At 68.4% G+C, this 18,896-nt stretch carries 4 protein-coding genes and 1 pseudogene; 1 reads left to right on the forward strand and 4 read right to left on the reverse strand.

All coding sequences use genetic code 11. The annotated features are described in order from the left end of the window. Positions 1–6: 6 nt before the first annotated feature. Positions 7–1,260 carry a TetR/AcrR family transcriptional regulator gene (locus OHB26_RS07435; protein ID WP_330183471.1) on the reverse strand — a complete coding sequence of 418 codons (1,254 nt, stop codon included), beginning with the start codon at positions 1,258–1,260 and terminating at the stop codon, positions 7–9. Positions 1,261–1,385: 125 nt separating this feature from the next. Between OHB26_RS07435 and OHB26_RS07440 the strand changes: the two genes are divergently transcribed. After that, positions 1,386–2,180: an enoyl-CoA hydratase-related protein gene (locus tag OHB26_RS07440; RefSeq protein WP_330183472.1), complete on the forward strand. Its 795-nt coding sequence runs from the start codon at positions 1,386–1,388 to the stop codon at positions 2,178–2,180. Positions 2,181–2,206: 26 nt separating this feature from the next. On the opposite strand, the gene OHB26_RS07445 is transcribed toward OHB26_RS07440, so the two are convergent. From OHB26_RS07445 to OHB26_RS07455, 3 genes and pseudogenes are all read right to left on the reverse strand, one after another. Further along, entirely contained in the window at positions 2,207–3,454 is a 1,248-nt protein-coding gene (locus tag OHB26_RS07445) for an Nramp family divalent metal transporter (protein WP_330183473.1), read from the reverse strand. Positions 3,455–3,606: 152 nt separating this feature from the next. Then, positions 3,607–4,599, reverse strand: a complete 993-nt coding sequence (locus OHB26_RS07450; RefSeq protein ID WP_330185531.1) for an alpha/beta hydrolase — start codon at positions 4,597–4,599, stop codon at positions 3,607–3,609. 241 nt (positions 4,600–4,840) lie between these two features. Beyond that, positions 4,841–18,742: pseudogene (locus OHB26_RS07455) on the reverse strand (amino acid adenylation domain-containing protein); the annotation flags it as partial. Between the last annotated feature and the right edge of the window lie 154 nt (positions 18,743–18,896).

An 18,896-nucleotide genomic window follows, 5' to 3' on the forward strand; every position in this document is an offset into this window, starting at 1 on the left:
GGGGTGCTACTCGCCGGGAGGAAGAGGCGACTCGTCGGCAGGGGCCGCACCCAGCAGGACCGCGCTCATCAGGGCGCGGACTCTTGCCAATTGCTGTGGGCGGGAGTCGAAGCGGAGGCGGCGGCCTACATCGATGACCTGGCCGATGGCGGCGTGGACGCGGAAGCGGGCTTCGGTTTGGTCGCCTTCGAGGAGGTTGGCCCACTCCAGGACGTTCTGGCGCTGAATGGAGCGGAGTCGGTGCTGTTCGGTGGCGGGCAGATTGGAGAATTCAGCGAAGTAGACCGGGAGGATCTCCGGCATGGCGAAGGTCATGCGGGCGAAGCGCTCGGCAATGCGGACGGCGGCGTCGGCGCGGCCGGTGGCCTCGGACAGCGCCTCGGCATTGGCGATGGCCACACGTTCACCGGTGCGGTGGAAGGCTGCCGCGAGCAGATCGGATTTGCTGCTGAAGTAGCGGTAGACGCTGGAGGCGTTGATCCCGGCGGCGGCGCCGATCTCTTCGATACTGGCCTCGTGATAGCCCTGCCGGCCGAAGATCCGAATCGCCTCGGTGAGCAGCTGTTCGCGTTTGGAGATGACGGGTAGGCCGCGCACGATCGGGTCGCCGGTGACCGGCGGGGGCGGCGGGGGTAGCTCGGCGCGCAGGATATCCCAGCAGATGTCGTTGAGCAGGGCCACGATTCGCGCATTGGAGAGTGCGGTGCGATGTCCGGTGACGCTGCCGATGGCCGAGAGCACCGCGGCCGAGCGCAGCATGACATCGGCGGGATCGGCGTCGGGGTACAGCTCCGCGATGGGTGCGGCGACGGTTTCGTGCAGTTCGGCGTAGCTGACGCGAATGCGCGCGCGGTCCTCGCGCTCGAGATACCGGCGCTCCCAGCGGTACAGTCCGCCCTCGCGGCGGCAGTCGATGGTGTGCTCGGTAATGCCGCGAATCAGTGCGGTGAGTCGCGGTTCCGGTTCCAGCTTCGGATTGTCGGCGGCCTTGGCGGAGTCCAGAAGTTGTTGTGCGCCCATCTCGGCGGCGGCGACGAGCATGGCGTACTTATTGCTGAAGTGCCGGTAGAGCGCGGGCCCGGAGATGCCGACCTCGGCGGCGATCTCGTCCACGCCGACCGGGTGATAGCCCCGCTCAGCGAAGGCGCGAGCGGCCACGCCGACAATCTGGGCCTTGCGATTCTTGGGTCGTCGCCGGGGTCCGGATTCGCCGGACGGTCGCGCGGAAGCGAGTCCTGCTTCGCTGCGATCGGCGACCATGCACTTCTCCTTCTCAACGGCACCGGCTGTTGACAGTGCCGGACGGATCCACCTAAGTTAACCACAATTCGCACAGCTGAACACATTGCGCCGCGATTCGCACCGCACGCAGAGCAGGAGCAGACATGAGCAACACTGCGACGACCCCGGGCTACACCGCTGTGCTGGACGGCCGGGTACTGCGTGTCACCATCACCAATCCCAAGCGCAAGAACGCCATCGACTACGACACCATGGCGGGGCTCGGTGCGACGGTGCTTTCGGCATATGAGAATCCGGCTGTCCGGGTGATCGTGCTCACCGGCGAGGGCGGCGACTTCTGTACCGGTGCGGATCTGGCGGCGAGTCCGGGCGAGGCTGCGCGCGGTATCACGCCCGAACAGACCATGGATGTGGCGAATCGGATGATCAAGGCGATTGTGGACGCGCCGATCCCGGTGATCGCACGGGTGAAGGGTGCGGCCGCCGGGGTGGGCGTGGCCTTCGCGCTCGCCGCCGACCTCACCTATGCGTCGGAGGACGCGTATCTGCTGCTGGCATTCATCAATATCGGCCTGATGCCCGACGGTGGCGCGGCGGCCATGGTCGCCGCCGCGGCCGGTCGCCCGCTCGCCGCGGAGATGGCATTGCTCGGCGATCGCCTCCCGGTCACCGAGGCGGTGCGCCGCGGCCTGATCGCGGGCGTCTACGGCGATGCGGAGCTCGACGCCAAGGTCGAGGCCGCCGCCGCCAAGCTCGCGCACGGCCCGCGGCGCGCCCTGGAGCTCACCAAGCGCGCACTCAATGCCGCCACTCTGACCTCGCTGGACGCGGCGCTCGCGACCGAAAAGACCGGCCAGGCTGAGCTTTTGCGCGCCCCCGACTTCGCCGAGGGCGCTACCGCGATGCTCCAGAAGCGCAAGGCGGTCTTCGCGGAATAGCGGGATGGCTTCGCGCCACTGCGGGGCTACTTACCTGTGACCGTCAGGTAGATGAGGGCGACGTTCAGGGCGGAGATGATCAGGGCCACCAACCAGGCGAGCGCGGTGGTGAGGCGGGGGTTCACATCGTCGCCCATGAGGTTGCGGTCGGCGGTGAAGCGGACCAGCGGGATCAGGGCGAAGGGGATGCCGAAGGAGAGCACCACCTGCGAAATGATCAGGGCCTGAGTGGGATCCACGCCGATGGCGAGAATGACCAGCGCCGGGATCAGCGTGATGAGTCGCCGAACCAGCAGCGGAATGGTGCGGTTGAGCAGCCCTTCCATGATCATCGCGCCCGCGTACGCGCCCACCGAGGTGGAGGCCAGGCCGGAGGCGAGCAGGCCGATCGCGAGCAGGAGCCCGGCGGCCGGTCCGAGGGTGTCCCGCACTGCGGCGTGCGCGGTTTCGAGCGAGTCGACATCCTCGCGCCCGCGCAGCGTACCGGCGGCCATGAGCAGCATGGCGAGGTTGACGGTGCCCGCGAGCAGCATGGCCAGGCCGACGTCGTAGCGGGTGATGCGCAGCAGCCGGGCGCGCGCCGGTCCCGGTTCGGGGCTGCCGTGCCGGTCCCGGGCGAGCGCCGAGTGCAGGTATACCGCATGGGGCATGACGGTCGCGCCGATCATGGCGGCGGCGAGCAGTACGCTCTCGCTGCCGTCGAAGCGCGGTAGCAGTCCGCCGATGGTCCCGCCGGCCGAGGGCGGTGAAATCACCACGGAGGCAAGGAATCCGATGGCGATGACGGCGAGCATGCCGGTGATGACGCGTTCGAACGGTTTCTGTCCGCGCTTGTTCTGCACCAGCAGCAGTGCGAGGGAGACGATGCCGGTGATGACCCCGCCGAGCAGTAGCGGCAGGTCGAACAGCAGCTTCAGGGCGATGGCCCCGCCCACGACCTCGGCGAGATCGGTTGCCATGGCGACGGTTTCGGCCTGCGCCCAGTAGGCGAGCCGGGTTTTGCGACCGGCCTTGTCCCGCACGGCTTCCGGGAGTGACATGCCGGTGACGAGGCCGAGTTTGGCGGAGAGGAACTGCACCAGCCCCGCCATCACATTGGCCATGACGATGACCCAGACCAGCAGGTAGCCGAATTTGGCTCCGGCGCTGATATTGGAGGCGACGTTACCGGGGTCGACGTAGGCGATGGCGGCGACGAAGGCCGGACCGAGCAGGACCGTGGCCGATCGCGCTCGCTGGAACGTCGAGCGCTTATCGGCCAGGCTGGTACTCACAACAATAGTTTACGGGTTACCGAACTTTTTGTTGAGAGCTACCCCAGAAAAAAGACCCGGGCCATTTTCGCGCAGGCAAAAAGAGACCGACCCGACGGTTCCGTCGGATCGGTCTCCAGAGTTCAGGGCTTACCGCCCCGCGAGCCGCAGCCTCAGAGGCCCAGGCCCCGGGCCAGCACCGGCCACGAGTTCATGAACTCGTCGTTCCAGTAACCCCACGAGTGGGTTCCGGTGGCGCGGAAGTTGTAGGTCGCCGGGATACCCAGCGAATCCAGCTTGGCCTGCAGATTGTGCGTGCAGTAGTTGGTGCCCGCCTCGATGGCGCCGCCGATGATCAGCTGATTGGCCAGGCCGTAGGCGCCGGGCAGCGCGTACGGGCCGTTCAGCGCGTCGTACTGGCCGGGCAGGCCGCTGCCCGAGGAGATGTAAAGCTCTGTGCCACGCAGCTTTTCGGCATGGATGACCGGATCGTTCTCGGCCCAGGCCGGGGAGTCCTCCGGACCGTGCATATTCTCCAGCTTGCCGCCGCCCCAGGTCTCGACGGTGAGGCGCATGAATTCGCGGCCGACCGGATCGGCGAACTGCGCGCAACCGCTGTAGGCGGCCGCGGCGCGGAACAGGCCCGGCTTGGCCTCGGGCAGCGACAGCACGGTGGTGCCGGAGGTGGAGATACCGGCGATGGCGTTCACACCGTTGGTGCCGAGCGCGGCCTCGATCAGCGGGGGCAGCTCCTCGGTGAAGAAGGTCTGCCACTTGTTCCGGCCGAGGGTTTCGTCATCGCTCTGCCAGTCCTGGTAGTAGCTCCACTTGCCGCCGATGGGCTGGACCACGTTCAGGTTCTTGTCGCCGAGGAAGCCGTTGACGATATTGGTCTTCTTCTGCCAGGAGGCGTCGTCCTGTCCGCCGCCCGCACCATTGAGCAGGTAGAGGGTCGGGCGCGGCTCGGAGGCGTCGGCCGGGCGCTGCACATCGACGGGGTAGGTGGCGTCCATGGCCGCGGAGTAGACGTACAGCCGGATATTGCGGCCGTCCTTCATCTCCGCCTTGGTGATCTTCGACCCGTCCGGGGCGACGGGATCGGCGAGCAGCTTCTTGCTGTCGATGATCGGGTCGGCGGAGGCGCTCGGTACGCCGACGCCGGCCACCAGGCCGGTCAGCACTGCCGTTGCGGCGAGGAAGGCAGCGGTTCGCGCACCGCGCCGACGCCCCACAATCCCATTACGGACGTGTCGACGAATCAATGTTCACACCTTCGCTTTGGTTCGTTTGTGCCGGTCTTACCACCCTGCGGCGCAGTGTTGCCCGGGTACCCAGCCGTGGTCTCCGGGCAGGATTCATCCCCGAGAGACCATACGGCTAATGCCATCGCCGCGATAGCGGACAATGTTACGGATTGGTCGCGCGTCCGTGTTCGGCGAGTCCGCCGAGTGCCTGTACCCAACCCTCGACGAGACGCTTGATCTGCTCCAGGTCCAGTACCGCACCGGCGAAGTCGAAGCGCGCGACCAGGCCGTCCTGGGTGGTGTCGACGGTGACGTCGAGGTACAGATCATCGGTGACGGGTTCCGGATACACCCGGGCGGGTCGCAGATCCCGGTAGCGGAAGCCGATGCGGCCCACCGGGAGTCCGGCGATGGCGTCGGCGGTGTCCGGATTCAGATGCTGCAGCAGTCCGAATCCGACGCCCTGGGACGGAACCTCACGGCAGCGGTCCCGGATCTGCCGGATGATCGATCCGGCGGCGGGTCCGCCCTGCCGCACCTCCTCGAAGTCGACGCCGTAGACGCGCAGCGGGAACGGGTACGGCGTGGAGAAGGCGCCGACGGTGCGATGCCCGGCGGGGTCCCCCGGTACCCGGCCGTCGGCGACCAGTTGCACCACCGAACCCAGTGCGGTGCGGGCGGTTTCGGCGCTGTCGTCGAGCAGGGTGACCGCGAGTGCGGCCAGCAGCACATCGTCGATGCTGGCGTCGTAGTAGCGGGCCACGGTGTCGACGGCGGCCGCGCCCTCACCGGTGATGGAGACCGAGACCCGGCCGCGGTCGAGGGGGTCGCCGTCACCGCCGAGTACCTCGGCCGGATCGCGGCCGGGCAGGGCGGAGGTGAGAGCCGAACGCCACCACTCCAATTCGATGACGGTCTGGGCGGCGGCGGCGCGTTCCGCGAGGTCGCGGGCGATGCCGACCGGATGCGCGTCCGCGCTGGGCGGGGTGGCGTGGCCACCGGACCAGGAGGCGGTCAGGTCTTCGATAATGGTGCGCCACGAGGTGTCGTCGACGACCAGGCCGTTGGCGACCGCGACCAGTACGGCGGCGGGCCGGTCGGACGGATCGAGATTCGGATCGGCCTCGCCACCCGCCATCAGGACGAAGCGGATATTGCGGCCCTTGTCCGGGTCCAGTTCCGCGGCGGCGGCGTGGATGACGGCCTCGATGGGATCACCGACGGCCTCGACCGACGGATCGAGCTGCCAGACCACGGCGTCCCGCGAATTCGCCTGTACCGGAATGTCCATGACGGCGATATCGCCGTCGCGGCGCAGGCGGGACCAGAGTGCCGGATGCCGGTCCAGCAGGGTCCGTACGGACCTGCGGACGCGGCTGCCGGAGACATCGGCCGCGATATCGAGGGTGATCGCCCGAATCCACAGTCCGGTGGGTTCGATCTCCAGCAGGCTGACCGCGCCCGCGGGGAGCGGGGAGACCTTGCCCACGGCGGTGAGTCTCGGACCCATGATCGGCGGTGCGGCCGGTGCGGCCGGAACCTCGGGCTCGGCAATCGATTCCGAGCTTTCGGGTGCGTCCTCGGGCTCGGTGACGTCCACCTCGGCGGCGGTCTCGGCCTCGACCACCTGCTCCTGCTCCGGAGCGGGTTCCGGTTCGACCTCGGCGATCCGCTCCGGAACCTCCTCGGTGAGGTGTTCCGAATCCTCTTCGCGGGCCTGGAGTTTCATCTCCGATGTGGACGTGTCGAAGTCGATGACCGGCAGCACCTGGGTGATGGTCCAGTCGCCCTCACCCTCACCGTTGTCACTGTCGACCGTCACTTCGCCTGCGGGAGCGCCGATTTCACCATCGAGGATGGCGGCGAGCCGCGGGCCGATGACGGCATAGGACTCGGCGGTGGTCATGAGCTGATGCTTGACCGGCACCACATGCTCGCTGACCGGCCCGGTGACGAAGGGGCGCCAGTCGGCGGCCGAGTGCTGATGATCGTCGCCGCGACCGAGTTCGGCCGCGAACAGCTCCATCCGCCCGTCGAATGCCGTTGGGCGGTAGCGCGATCCGAGTTCGACGGTGCGCACCGCACCCCGGTAGATGCGGCGCAGTCGCTCCACCGTCAGCACGGCGAGGTCGGCGGGGATGGCCTCGTGCAGCGCCGCCAGGGCCTCATCGCTGAGGTCGCGCATATCGCCGTCGGGGAAGGCTTCCTCGCCGACGCCCAGGGCCGCGAATTCGTCGCGCACGGCGGCGGTGAAGTCGGTGAACTCGGCGTCCGGATAGGCGTCGAGGTTGGCCAGTACATCGACCTGTTCACCGGCGGCCTGGAGTTCGGTGGCGATGGCGTGCGCCAGGATGCCGCCGAGTGAGTAGCCGAGCACCCGGTACGGCCCGTGCGGCTGTACCCCGCGCATGGCCTCGACATACCGCCGCGCGACCTCTTCGAGGCTGTCGGGGGCATAGTCGGCCTCGGTGAGCGCCGGGGATTGCAGACCGTAGAGCGGCTGGTCGGCGGGGAGGTAACCCGCCAATCCGGCATAGCACCAGGACATTCCGACCATGGGCGGTGCGCAGAACAGCGGGGTGCGGTCACCGGTGGCCCGGATCGGCAGCACCACGGCGAGCGCGGCGTCGGCGGCCGAGTCGTAGTCGTGCTTGCTCTCCAGATCGAGGCGAATGCGTTCGGCGAGTCCGGTGACGGTCGGGTCGGTGAAGAACCAGGCGACCATGACCTGTGCGCCGGAGACCTTGCGCAGTTTGCTGACGATCTGCGTCGCCAGCAGCGAGTTGCCGCCGATGGCGAAGAAATCCTCGTCCACGCTGACCTGATCGACACCGAGCACCTCGGCGAAGGTGGCCGCGATGGTCTCCTCCAGCGGGGTGGCGGGCGCACGGTATTCCCGTTGGCGCAGTACGGGTTCGGGCAGTGCCTTGCGGTCGAGTTTGCCGACCGGGGTGAGCGGCAGTTCGTCCAGTACGACGACGGCGGCGGGCACCATATGCGGGGGCAGGCTCTGCGCGGCGTAGCTCTGCAGCGCCTCCGGGTCGAGCGCCTTGCCGAGCACGTAGGAGACCAGAACCGTGGTGCCGGTGTGGTTCTTGCGTCCGACGGTGACGGCGAAGTCGACATCCGGGTGCGATCCGAGCACCGCGTCGATCTCACCGAGTTCGATGCGGAAGCCGCGGATCTTGACCTGGAAGTCCGAGCGCCCGACATAGTCGAGCTCCCACTTGGTATCGGGCAGTGCGGTATTGCCGCCGCGCTCGTCGGCGTCGGCGTACCAGCGCACCACGTCGCCGGTGCGGTACATCCGCGATCCCGGTGCGCCCCAGGGGTTCGCGACGAATCGCTCGGAGGAGAGCCCGGCGCGATTGCGGTATCCGCGCGCGAGTGCGCCACCGGCGAGGTACAGCTCACCCGCGACGCCCGGCGGTACCGGGTTCAGTCGCGAGTCGAGTACCAGTGCCGACATGCCGTGCACCGGTTTGCCGATGGTGATGTGGCGGCCCGGGGTGAGCTGGGCGTAGGTGGAGATGATCGTGGTCTCGGTGGGACCGTAGGCGTTGTGGTACACCCGCCCGGCGGCCTTCCAGCGCGCCACCAGCTCCGGCGGTGTCACATCGCCGCCGACCGAGAGCACCTCGAGCTGCGGCTGGGTCGCCGGATCGAGGGTGCCGAGCACGGCCGGGGTGATGAGCGCGTGCGAGACGCTCTCGGTGCGCATGAGCTCGCCGAGTTCTGGTCCGCCCAGGATCTCCGAGGGCACGATGACCAGGGTCGCGCCGGTGTAGAACGCGCAGACCCACTCCAGGACCGAGGGATCGAAGCTGGGCGAGCAGATATGCATGAGCCGATGCTCGGCGGCGAGGTCGTAGAGCGGGACCGCGTAGTCGGCGAGGCCGCCCAGACCGACATGGGTCACGGTGACGCCCTTGGGCATTCCGGTGGACCCGGAGGTGTAGATGACGTATGCCGGATGCTGCATGCGCAGCGGCGCAATACGATCCGCGTCGGTGACCGGCGCCGGGGACTGCGCCATGCAGGCCCCGTCGGTGGCGGCGTCGTCCAGGCACAGCCATTCGACCTCGCCGGGCAGGCTGTCGCGATGGGCGCGCCCGGTGATGCCGAGTACGGCTCCGGAGTCGGTCACCATATGCCGCACGCGATCCGCCGGGTAGGTGGGATCGACGGGTACGTGCGCGCCACCGGCCTTGGCGACGGCCAGTACGGCGGCCACCATTTCGAAGGAGCGCGGGAAGGCGATGGCGACAAGCTTTTCCGGTCCGACGCCGCGGCCGATGAGTACCCGCGCCAGCTGCGAGGAGTAATCGTCGAGTTCGCCGTAGGTGATGGAGTGGCCGCGGTAGCGCACCGCGATCCGATCCCGGCCCAGTGAGACACCGCGGGTGAGCAGCTCCGGCAGCAGTCCGGTGGCCATGACGTCATCGCCGTGTACGTGGGTGAGCAGCTCGTATTCGCTGTCGTCCAGCAGCGGCAGATCGCCGACGCGCGTGCCCGGCCGCTCCACGATGGCGGTGAGCAGGCGTTTGAAGCGGTCCGCGAAGACGCCGACGGTGGCGTAGTCGAACAGGTCGCGGGCGAAGGTGAAGGCGCCCTGGAGCCCCTGTCCCCCGCCGTCGCTCATGGTCAGCGACAGATCGAACTGGGAGGTCTCGACCTCGGATTCCAGTGCGGCGATGCGCAACTCGGGCAGTTCCGCATTGTTGTCCGGCAGGTTCTGGAAGGCCAGCATGACCTGGAACAGCGGATTGCGGGCGGTGGAGCGCTCGGGATTGAGCAGCTCGACCAGGCGCTCGAACGGCACCTCGGCATTGGCGAAGGCGCGCAGATCGGCGTCCTTGGTGCGGGCCAGCAGTTCATCGAAGCGCAGCTCGCCCGGCACCTGGGTGCGCAGCACCAGGGTGTTGACGAACATGCCGATGACATCGTCGAGTTCGGCCGCGCCGCGGCCCGCGACCGGGGTGCCGATGGCGATATCGTCGGTGCCCGAGAGTCGCGCCAGGAACAGTGCGAGCGCGCTGTGCACAACCATGAACAGCGTGGCGTGCTGTTCCCGCGCGATCCGCCGCAGCCCCTGGTGAGTCTCGTCGTCGATGGTGAAGTTCAGACTGCCGCCGCGGAACGACTGCGTCGCCGGGCGCGGGCGATCGGCGGGGAGGTTCAGCTCGTCCGGAAGTCCGGCGAGCTCGGTGCGCCAGTGCTCGGTCTGCTTCGAGATCAGACTCTCGGGATCGTCCTCGGAGCCGAGCACCGCGCGCTGCCAGAGGGTGTAATCCGCGTACTGCACCGGCAGCGGCGCCCACTCGGGCGCGGTATCGGCCGAGCGCGCGATGTACGCCATGATCAGATCGCGTGAGAGCGGTCCCATGGACCAGCCGTCGGAGCTGATGTGGTGGGTGACCACGACCAGGACATGTTCGATGTCGTCGGTGGTATCGAGCCGGAACAGCTTGACCCGCAACGGAATCTCGCGGGTGACGTCGAATCCGGCGGTGAGCAGGGCGGTGACCCGCTCGGCGACCGCGTCCACACCGATTCGCTCGGGCGTGAGCTCCGGGACCACCTGCGCGGCGGGCAGGATCACCTGGTGCGCCGTGCCCTCGACCTCGGGGTAGATGGTGCGCAGCGTTTCGTGCCGCTCCAGCAGATCGGCGACGGCCAGCCCCAGTGCCTCGGTATCGAGCGCACCGGTGAGCCGCAGTGCGATCGGCAGGTTGTAGGCCGAGGAGGTGGGGTCGAACTGGTTCAGGAACCACATGCGCTGCTGCGCCAGGGACAGCGGTACGTGTTCGGGGCGCGGCCCGGCGACCAGTTTGGGGCGCGGGGCGATGCCCTCGGTACCCGAAACCCGCTGTGCGAGTGCGGCGACCGAGGAGACCTCGAACAGATCCCGGACGCCGAGATCGGCATCCAGGGCGGCGTTCACCCGGGCGATGACGCGGGTGGCGACCAGCGAATTACCGCCGAGCGCGAAGAAGTCGTCGTCCAGGCCGACCCGGTCCAGGCCGAGCACCTCGGCGAAGACGGCGGCCACGGCCTGTTCGGTCTCGGTCTCGGGCGCCCGGAACTCGTGATCGGCGGCGAAATCGGGTGCGGGCAGGGCACGCCGGTCCAGTTTGCCCGACGGGTTGACCGGGAATTCGTCCAGGACGACGAAGGCCGACGGCACCATATAGCCCGGAACCCGTTCCGCCACAGCGGTCTTCACCGCGACGGTGTCGACCACCGCGCCAGCGGCGGGCACGACGTAGGCGACCAGCTGGTCCCCCAGTCGATCGTCGTGGCGCAGCACCACGACGGCACGGGCAATGGATTCCTGTGCGGTGAGCGCGGATTCGATCTCGCCGAGTTCGATGCGCAGTCCGCGCAGCTTGACCTGGAAGTCGGTGCGACCCAGGTACACCAGTTGACCGCGATCGGTCCAGCGCACCAGATCGCCGGTGCGGTACATGCGCGTACCGCGCTCGCCGAAGGGGTTGGCCACGAAGCGATCCGCGGTCAGGTCGGCGCGCCCGTGATACCCGCGGGCCAGCTGATCACCGGCGAGGTAAAGCTCTCCGGCCATGCCCGGGGCGACCGGGTGCAGGCGCGCGTCGAGCACATAGGTCTGCGCGTTCCACACCGGTGCGCCGATCGGCACCGCACCCGAAACCTCCGCCGGGACGGGCGCATAGGTGGCGTGCACGGTGAATTCGGTGGGGCCGTACAGATTGTGCAGCTCCGCGCGCCCGATGCGCCGGAACGCGGCGACCGCGTCCCCGGTGAACGCCTCACCCGCGATGAGCAGGGTGCGCAGTGAGGTGAGCGCCGCCGGAGCGGCGGTATCGGTGAAGGCGCTGAGCATGGACGGCACGAACGAGGTCATGGTGATGCGTTCGGCGGCGATGACTTCGGCCAGATAGGCCGGATCGCGGTGCCCGTCGGCGGTGGCGATCACGAGCTTCGCGCCGACCGCGAGCGGCCCGAACAGCTCCCAGACCGACACGTCGAAGGTGGCGGGCGTCTTGAGCAGCACCACATCATCGGCGCTGATGCCGTATTCGGTGGTGATCCAGCGGATCTGGTTGATCGCGGCGGCATGCGAGACCGCGACGCCCTTGGGCCGTCCGGTCGAGCCGGAGGTGAAGATGACGTACGCCGGATGCGCGCTGTACAGCGGTGCGTGGCGTTCGTCATGGCGGATGGGCTCATCGGAGTAACCGGAGAGATCGAGTGCGTCGATGGTGAGCACCCGGCCGGTGGGTACATCACCCGGCGCGGGGGTGAAACCGTCACGGCGCGTGGTGAGTACGCAGACCGGCTGGGCCGTCTCGAGCACATGTTCGATGCGGTCGGCGGGCTGATCCAGGTCCAGCGGGACATATCCGCCACCGGCCTCGAGGACGGCGTAGATGGCGACGACGAGGTCGACCGAGCGCCGAATGCCCAGTGCCACCAGACTTTCCGGTCCGACACCGGCCGCGGTGAGCAGGCGCGCCAGCCGGTGCACCCGGGAGGCCAGTTCGGCGTAGGTGAGTTCGGTGCCCTCGAAGCTGAGCGCCACCGCCTCGGGATTGCGGGCCGCCTGCGCCTCGAACAGCGAGAACAGCTGTCCCGCGGGCAGATCGATGGCGGTCTCGTTCCATTCGGTGAGCACCTTGCGGCGCTCGTCGAGGGCGAGCACATCGATATCGCCGACCGCGCGGGTGGGATCGGCGGTGACCGCGACCAGGATGCGGCGGAAACGGTCGGCGAAGCCCTGCACGGTGGCCGTGTCGAAAAGGTCGGTGGCGTAGGTGAACAGGGCGGTCATGCCCTGCGCGGCGTTGTCGGCGTCGACATGTTCGCTGACGGTCAGTTGCAGGTCGAACTTGGCCAGCGGCACATCCAGCTCGACCGCGGAGACCGAGACCCCGGGCAGGGAGAGTTCGGAGTTGCCGACGTTCTGGAAGGTGAGCATGGTCTGGAACAGCGGATGCCGCGCCTGCGAGCGGGCCGGATCGAGCACCTCGACCAGACGCTCGAACGGGACGTCGGCGTGTCCGAAGGCGGCGATATCGCCCTCGCGCACCGCGTTCAGCAGTTCACCGAAGGAGGCGGCCGGGTCGACCTGGGCGCGCAGCACCAGGGTGTTGACGAACATGCCGATGAGGTCGTCGAGCGCGGCCTCACCGCGTCCGGCGATGGGCGCGCCGACGGCGATGTCCCCGGTGCCGGAGAGTCGGGCCAACAGGGCGGCGAAGGCCGCGTGCACCACCATGAACAGGGTGGCGTTGTGCTCGGAGGCGACCCGGTGCAGCGCGGCGTGCACGATCGGATCGATCTCGAAGGCCAGGGTCGCACCGCGTCCACTGGCCACGGCCGGGCGGGGCCGGTCGCCGGGCAGCTCGAGCTGGTCGGGCAGTCCGGCCAGGGTGCGCTGCCAGTAGTGCAGCTGGCGGGCCAGCAGGGAGCCGGAATCGGTTTCGTCGCCGAGGATTTCGCGCTGCCAGAGCGCGTAGTCGGCGTACTGCACCTCGAGGGGTGTCCACTCGGGTTCGCGGCCCTGGATCCGGCTCAGGTACGCGGTCATCAGGTCGCGGGTCAGCGGTCCGGCCGAGAACCCGTCACCGGCGATGTGGTGCACCACGCAGACCAGGACATGATCGTCTGTTCCCAAGCGCAGCAGGCGAACTCGCAGCGGCGGGGCCGCGGTGACATCGAAGCCGGCGATGGCGGCCTCGGCGACGGCGGCGGTGATGCCGTCCTCGCGCACATCCACCATGGGCATCGAGGGCATGGCCTCGGGATCATCGGCGGCCAGGATCACCTGGTGGCCGACGCCGTCCCTTTCCGGGTAGACGGTGCGCAGCACCTCGTGGCGCTCGACCAGATCCCGGACCGCCGCGCGCAGGGCGGGCACATCCAGCGGTCCGGTGATGCGCAGTGCGGTGGGCAGGTTGTAGGTGCCCGCGGCGGTGTCGAAGCGGTTCAGGAACCACATGCGCTGCTGGGCGTAGGAGAGCGGAATCAGCTCCGGCCGCTCCATCGGGCGCAGCGGGGTACCGAGCGAATCCGCCTGGTCGCCAAGGGTTGTGGCGAGTTCGGCGACGGTGGGCGATTCGAAGATGGTGCGCACCGGTACGCGCGCGCCGACGGCGGCACCGAGGCGGGCGACCACCTGGGTGGCGCTGAGCGAATTGCCGCCGAGTTCGAAGAAATCGTCATCCGCCCCGACGGTCTCCACACCCAGCACCGCCGCGAACACCTCCGCCACCGCACGCTCACCCGGAGTCGACGGGGCACGATAGGCACGCGCGTGGAACTCCGGCTCCGGCAACGCCTTCCGATCCAGCTTGCCACTGGCATTGAGCGGCATCGCCGCCAAGCGCACCACCGCCGAAGGCACCATGTACGACGGCAACGCCGCACGAGCATGCGCCAGCAGATCCGAATCCGCTACCACCGCACCGGATTCGAGCACGACATAGGCCACCAGCCGATCACCGGTCACCGCACGCACCAGCGTGACCGCGGCCCGATGCACCGCCGCATGACTCAACAGCACCGTCTCGATCTCACCGAGCTCGATCCGCTGACCACGCAGTTTGACCTGGAAATCACTGCGGCCCAAATACTCCAGCGCGTGACCGCTCCCCGCCGGATCGACGATCCAACGCACCACATCACCGGTGCGATACAGCCGCGCACCATTCTCATAGGCGATGAACCGCTCCGCGGAGAGCCCGGGCGCAGCGAGGTACCCGCGCGCCAATTGCACTCCGGCGACATACAACTCACCGGCCGCGCCGAACGGCACCGGCCGCAGCTGACGATCCAGCACATGCACACGGGTATTGGCGACCGGACTACCGATCGGCACGGCATTGCCCGCGGCCTGATCGGCCGGATGCGCGGTGACCACGGTCGCCTCGGCCGGGCCGTACCAGTTGACCAGGGCCGTATCCGGCAGTGCCGCACCGAACTTGACGGCGGTCTCGGTGGACAGCGCCTCACCGGCGGCGAATACCCAGCGCAGCTGTTCGGTCGGCGCGGTCGAGGACCGCGCGAGGCCGTCGAGGTACGCCTCCAGCATGGACGGCACGAAATGCACCGAGGTGACCCCGTACTCGCCGATCATCCGCGCGATATACCCCGGATCACGATGCCCATCCGGCTCCGCGATAACCACCGCCGCACCGGTCTGCAACGGCCAGAACAACTCCCACGTCGAAATATCGAAAGTAATCGGCGTCTTATGCAACACCACATCACCCGCACCATGCGGATACGTCCGCTGCGCCCAACGGAACTGATTCGCCATCTGCCTATGAGTGATCACCACACCCTTGGGACGACCCGTCGACCCCGAGGTATAGATCACATACGCGGCATTGTCCGCCCGCACCGACACCGACCCGACGAACTCGATCTCACTCGCACCCGCGAGCGCCTCGACGAAGAAAAGCGGTACACCGGAATCGGTTTCGAAACCCTCACCGGCCCGAGTCAGCACACAGACCGGTGCCGCACTCCCCAGCACATACTCATTACGCTCGACCGGATGATCGGGATCCACCGGCACATACGCACCACCCGCACGCAACACCGCATAAATCCCAACAACCAGATCGATACCACGCCGCATGGCCACCGCCACCCGAGACTCCGGACCGACGCCCCGCAACATGAGCTCCCGCGCGAGCCGCCGCGATCGCGCGTCGAGCTCGGCATAGGTGAGGGTGATATCGCCGAAGATGACCGCGAGCGCCTCGGGTGTCCGGGCCGCCTGCGCGTCGAACAGGGTGAGCAGCGTCGAATCATCGGCCAGCTCGGGCACTTCGGTGGCATTGACGGTGTCCAGGGCTTCGCGCTCGCTGTCGATGAGCGCGTCCACCTCCGCGATCCGGGCCTGCGGGTTGCTGCCGAATCGGTTGAGCAGCAGGGCGAGTCGCTCGGACAGTGCCTCGGCGGCCGCGGTGTCGAACAGATCGCGCAGGTACTTGAGGTTGACCCGCAGCGTCTTGCCCGGGGTGACCATGACGGTCACCGGGTAGTGCGTGCCGTTCGCGGCGGAGGTGCCGAGCAGGCCGACACCGTCGATGGGTGCGGCCGCCTCGTCCAGGGCCTCATCGTCGACCGGGAAGGAGGCGAACACCACGAGCGAGTCGAAAATCCCGTCGATACCGGTGATTTCCTGGATTTCGCCGAGTCCGAGGTAGTGGTGGTCGAGCAGGGCGGCCTGTTCGTCCTGCAACTGTCGCAGCAGTCCGGCGAGTGTTCCGGCGGCATCGAGCTTGACCCGCACCGGGATGGCGTTGAGGAAGAGGCCGACCATGGTTTCGATCCCGGCCAGCTGTGGCGGGCGGCCGGAGACGGTCGCGCCGAAGACCACATCATCGCGATCGGTGCTGCGGCCGATGAGCAGACCCCAGGCGGCCTGCACGATGGTGTTGACGGTGATACCCGCCTCGGCGGCCACCCGGCTCAGTGCGGCGGTCTCCTCGGCGGTGAGTTCGAAGCCCAATTCGCCGATACCGGCGGAGATTTCGCGGGACCGGTCGACCGCAGCGAGCGGTGAGGGTTCGGTGAAGCCGTCCAGCGCCTCCCGCCAGGCGGCACGCGCGGCCTCGCGATCCTGGGCGGCCAGCCAGGCCAGGTAGTCCCGGTAGGACCGGACCGGCGGCAGCAGTGCGGGATCGCCGCCGAGTGCGTAGAAGGCCAGCATGTCCTGCATGAGCAGCGGCAGGGACCAGCCGTCCAGCAGAATGTGGTGGCTGGTGACGAAGAGCTGGAAGCGTTCGGGTGCGGTGCGCACCAGGGTGAAGCGCAGCAGCGGTGCGGTGCGCATATCGAAGTGGCCGGTCATTTCGGCGGCCATCAACCAGTCGGTGCGCGCGGGGGCCTCGTCGGTATCACGATCGCCGAGATCCATGTAGCGCCAGGGCACTTCGAGGTCGTCGACCACGATCTGGAGCGGATTGCCGTTCGAATCCTCGGCGAAGGCCACCCGCAGGTTCACGTGCCGGTCCAGCATGGCCTGGGCGGCGGCGCGCAGGCGCGGAATATCCAGTGCGCCGGAGAGTTCGACCGTGAACTGGGTCATGTACGCGTCGACCGAGTGCTCGGCCAGCTGCGCGTGGAAGAGCATGCCGCCCTGCAGCGGCGTCAACGGCCAGATATCCGACATGGTCGGGTAAAGCTCTTGCAGCCGTGCACGATCGGCGTCGGTGACCTCGACGAGCGGCCCGGTGGCCAGTTGCACCTCGGCCTCGCCCGGTGTCACCGCTGCGGCCAGGGCCGCGAGCCCCTCGACGGTGCGCGCGGCGAAGACATCCTTGGCCTTGAAGGCCAAACCCTGTGCGCGCGCCCGCGACACGATCCGAATGGAGGTGATGCTGTCCACGCCGAGTGCGAAGAAGTCGTCGTCCAGGCCGACCCGCTCGACCTTGAGAACCTCGGCGATGACGGACGAAACCATCTGCTGCGCAGGAGTTTCCGGTGCGCGATACTCGCGCTCCTTGATCACCGGCGGCGGTAGCGCGGCCCGGTCCAGCTTACCGACGGGGGTCAGCGGGATCTCGTCCAGCACCATGATCGCGCCCGGCACCATATGCGGCGGCAGGGTGCTCTCGGCGAGTGCCGAAAGCTCCGCCACATCGACGCTCGCGCCCGGGGCGGGGTGCACGTAGGACACCAGAACCGTTGCGCGGTCCTGTACTTGATGTCCGACGGTGACCGCGAAGTCGACCGCGTCGGCTCCGGCCAGGACCGCGTCGATCTCCTCGAGTTCGATGCGCAGGCCGCGGATCTTCACCTGGAAGTCATTGCGCCCCAGGTACTCCAGTTCGCCGCCGGTGGTCCAGCGCACCAGGTCGCCGGTGCGGTAGAGCCGGGAACCATTGTCCTCGAACGGATTCGCGATGAACCGGGCCGCGGTCAACTCCGGTCGGCGGTGGTAGCCGCGCGCCAGCAGCGCACCGGCCACGTACAGCTCGCCGGGCACACCCGGGGCAACCGGTCGCAATTGTTCGTCCAGCACGTGCGCGACGGCTCCGCGAATGGCCGCGCCGATGGTGACCGGCCGGTCCGGGGACAGCTCCGCGCAGTTGCTCCACACGGTGGTCTCGGTGGGGCCGTAACCATTGAGGAGTCGGCGCCGGCCGTCGGCGATCGGAGCGACCCAGCGCCGCACCAACTCCGGCGGGCATGCCTCACCGGCGGCCAGCACGACCCGCAGCTGGTCGAGTCCACGGGGATCCAGCGAGGCCAGGACCGAGGGCGTGATCACCGCGTGGCTGACGGCCTCGCGGGCCAGCAGCGCGCCCAGGTCCTCACCGCCGTAGACCTCCGGCACGGCCACGACCAGGGCGGCGGCCGATCCGATCGCCATGAGCATTTCGAAGACCGAGGCGTCGAAGGACGGCGAGGCCACCTGCAGGACCCGCGATTCCGGGGTGATGCGGAAGCGTTCGCGCTGCTCTTCGCTCAGCCCGGAGAGTCCGGTGTGGGTGACCACGACGCCCTTGGGCAGCCCGGTCGAACCCGAGGTGTAGATGGTGTACGCGGGATGTTCGGCGCGCAGCGGCCGCACCCGGTCGGCATTGGTGACCGGTTCGGCCGGATAACCCTGGGTGGCCTCGATGAATTCGGCGTCGTCGAGCGCGATCCAGGTGACCGTGCCGGGCAGCACGGCCCGCTTGCCGGTAATGGTCAGACCCAGTACGGCCTGTGAATCCGAGATCATGTGCAGGACGCGGTCGGCCGGATAGTTCGGGTCGACCGGGACGAATCCGGCACCGGTCTTGGCGATCGCCCACACCGCGACCACGGACTCCACCGAGCGCGGAATGGCGACGGCGACCAGATCCTCCGGTCCCACGCCCCGTTCGATCAGCAGATGCGCCAGCCGGGTCGAACGCTCGTCGAGTTCGGCATAGCTGAGCCGTGCCAGCGTCCCCGTGGCATCGGCCAGGATCAGGGCCACGCCCGCCGGATTGGCCTCGACGGCGGTGGAGATCAGCTGCGGCAGGGTGGGGACGCGGGGCCGCCGGGTGCGGGTGGGCCGTACCCGAGCTGTGCGGGTCATGCGATTACCGCCCGACGCTCGATTTGCCGGTGCCCGACCACCCGAATCATGAAGATGTCCCTCATCCTGTCCGTCGTTGCTCCTGCCGCCCGTGCACCCCGAGAAGAATCGGGTGGGCGCGGGTCGCGTTACTCGTCCCAGCTAGGGCAGCCGG

Source organism: Nocardia sp. NBC_01503 (genome assembly GCF_036327755.1).
GTDB lineage: Bacteria > Actinomycetota > Actinomycetes > Mycobacteriales > Mycobacteriaceae > Nocardia.